The organism is Methylocystis suflitae (assembly GCF_024448135.1).
Lineage (GTDB): Bacteria > Pseudomonadota > Alphaproteobacteria > Rhizobiales > Beijerinckiaceae > Methylocystis > Methylocystis suflitae.
Window position 1 is genome coordinate 1 of sequence record NZ_JAMRYX010000169.1, and the last position, 2,977, is coordinate 2,977.

The 2,977-nt window shown below is 63.9% G+C and carries 2 protein-coding genes; both read left to right on the forward strand.

Annotated features, from left to right (window positions below):
- Positions 1–1,537 (forward strand): L-piperidine-6-carboxylate dehydrogenase (gene amaB / locus NEI07_RS12580; protein WP_305123726.1); only part of this gene is annotated, 1,537 nt, incomplete at its 5' end.
- Between the two features lie 64 nt (positions 1,538–1,601).
- The coding region (gene hglS / locus NEI07_RS12585; RefSeq protein WP_256034971.1) for a 2-oxoadipate dioxygenase/decarboxylase HglS at positions 1,602–2,977 on the forward strand (1,376 nt) is incomplete at its 3' end.

A 2,977-nucleotide genomic window follows, 5' to 3' on the forward strand; every position in this document is an offset into this window, starting at 1 on the left:
GGAGGCGCGCGCTTTAGATCCCGGCATTGCCGAGGAAGCCTTGGCCCTCCTGCGCAAGCTGGGGGTGCAATCACAGACGTTGGAGCGCGGCTCGGTGACGGCCCGTTCGCCGATTACTGGAGAGATCATCGCGCGCGTCGACGGCGCTGATTCGGAGGCTGTGCATGGCGCCATTGCTAGAGCGGCGCATGCCTTGCGCGTCTGGCGCAACGTCCCGGCGCCCCGCCGGGGCGAGTTCGTGCGCTTGTTAGGCGAGGAGCTGAGAGCCGCTAAGACCGAGTTGGCGCATCTTGTCACGATTGAAGCGGGCAAGATCACGACGGAGGGCCTCGGCGAAGTCCAGGAGATGATCGACATCTGCGACTTTGCCGTGGGCCTCTCCCGTCAACTCCACGGCTTGACGATCGCGACCGAGCGCCGCGGCCATCGGATGATGGAGACCTGGCGCCCGCTTGGCGTCGTCGGAATCATCACCAGTTTCAACTTTCCGGTCGCCGTTTGGGCCTGGAACGCGGCGCTTGCGCTGGTTTGCGGAAATACGCTGCTTTGGAAGCCTTCGGAAAAGACTCCGCTTGTGGCGCTTGCGACCCAAGCGCTGTTCGAGCGCGCCGCAGCGCGTTTCGGCGATGCGCCGGAGGGGCTTTCAACCGTGCTCGTCGGCGGGCGCGACGTAGGTGAAATGCTTGTCGAAGACGCACGGGTTCAACTCGTTTCCGCGACGGGCTCGACGGCGATGGGGCGCGCCATCGCGCCGCGCCTCGCACATCGCTTTGCGCGATCTATTCTGGAGCTCGGCGGCAATAACGCCGCCGTCGTTTGCGCTTCGGCGCCGCTCGATCTGGCCGTTCGTGCAATTGCGTTCTCGGCCATGGGCACCGCGGGCCAGCGCTGCACGACGCTGCGGCGGCTGATCGTTCATGAAGACGTCTATGACGAACTTCTCGGTCGCTTGCGGCGCGCCTACACCACGGTTCCGGTCGGCGATCCCCGAGACGGCGCCGCGCTTGTCGGCCCGCTCATCGATCAGAACGCCTATGCGGCGATGCGCGCCGCGCTCGACGAAGCGCGCGCAGCTGGGGGCGTCATCCTTGGCGGAGAACGCGTGCTGACGGAGACATTCCCCGACGCGTTCTACGTGCGCCCGGCCCTCGTGGAAATGCCGGGGCAGACGGACGTCGTTCGGCGGGAGACATTCGCGCCCATCCTCTATGTGATGAAGTTCCGCAGCCTCGATGCAGCGATAGAGCTGAATAACGATGTCGCACATGGCCTTGCGTCATCGATCTTCACCGCGCGTCTGGACGAAGCCGAGCGCTTCATGGCCGCCGACGGATCGGATTGCGGCATCGTAAACGTGAACATCGGACCTTCCGGCGCTGAAATCGGCGGAGCCTTCGGCGGCGAGAAGGACACGGGCGGCGGCCGTGAAGCGGGTTCCGACTGCTGGAAGTTCTATATGCGCCGGGCCACCAACACGATTAACTATTCAGGCGAACTGCCGCTGGCGCAGGGCGTAAAATTTGACCTGAGCACGTGACGCTACGCTCATGATTTCCGCCGCTGATGGATTAAATACCCGAGGGTAGCGAAAGTCACAAAAAATGAATGACGCTTCCGCTGACGCCGTTCGGTCGATGTTCGCATCGGCGATCTCGGACATGTATCAGGCCGAAGCGCCGCAGTATCGCGCGATGCAGGCGCTCGTCGCCGAGGTCAACCGGCAGACGCTCGCCGACGCGCCGCAACTCAAGCGGCGCCTGGCGGAAAACAATGAGCTCGAGCGACTCGACGTTGAGCGCCATGGCGCGATTCGCGTCGGAACGGCCGAGGAACTGTCGATGCTGCGCCGGCTCTTCGCGATCATGGGAATGGCGCCCGTCGGCTATTACGATCTGTCGATCGCCGGAATTCCGGTGCATTCGACGGCATTCCGTCCGATCGGCGCGAGCGCATTGCGGGCGAGCCCTTTTCGAATTTTTACATCGCTTCTCAGGCTGGATCTCATCCCTGACCGAAATGCGCGCGAGATCGCCGCCAAGGTTCTGGCGCAGCGCGACATTTTTACGCCGCGCTGCCGAGCGCTGATCGATCTCTTCGAAAGACGTGGATTCGACGATGGCGAGGCGCGCGAATTTGTCGTAGAGGCGGCGAAGATTTTTCACTGGAACGGGCAGGCGACGGTTTCATCCGCGGTCTATCGGACGCTGCATGCGACGCATCCGTTGCTCGCCGACATCGTCTGTTTCAAAGGGCCGCACATCAACCACCTCACCTTGCACGCGCTCGATATCGACGCCGCGCACAGCGCCATGGCGGCGCGTGGCATGAACCCGAAAGCGATTGTCGAGGGGCCCCCGCGTCGCCGCTGCCCGATCCTGTTGCGCCAGACGAGCTTCAAGGCGCGCCCCGAGCCTGTCGAATTCATCGAGGAAGACGGCCGGCGCGCGACCGGCGCCCATACCGCGCGTTTTGGCGAGATCGAGCAGAGAGGCGCGGCGCTCACTGCGAAGGGACGCGCGCTTTACGACAGGCTTCTCGCCGAAGCTCAGGCCGCGGTTCCGCTCGCGGCGGACGGCGCCAATGCGCGCGCCTTTAACGAAGAGCTGGCGCGGCGCTTCGCGGCGTTTCCCGACGATGATGAGACGCTGCGGCGCGAAAAGCTCGCCTTCTTCCATTATTCCGCCGATCCAAGCGCGAGGGGCAGTGAGCCCCTGTCTCCTCCTTCGTTGGGAGGTCTTCTGCGAACTGGAGCTCTGCGCGCTGAACCGATCGTTTACGAGGATTTCCTGCCGGTCAGCGCCGCAGGAATTTTTCGCTCGAATCTTGGGGATCGGGGCGAAGAGGAATTGATCGAGTGCGCCGACCGAAGCGCCTTCGAGACCGCGCTCGGCGCGCCGGTTTTCAATGAGCTCGCGCTCTACGAGGATGTGGAGACGCGCTCCCTAGGCGCAAGCTTGCAGGCGCTTGGCGTCGATCA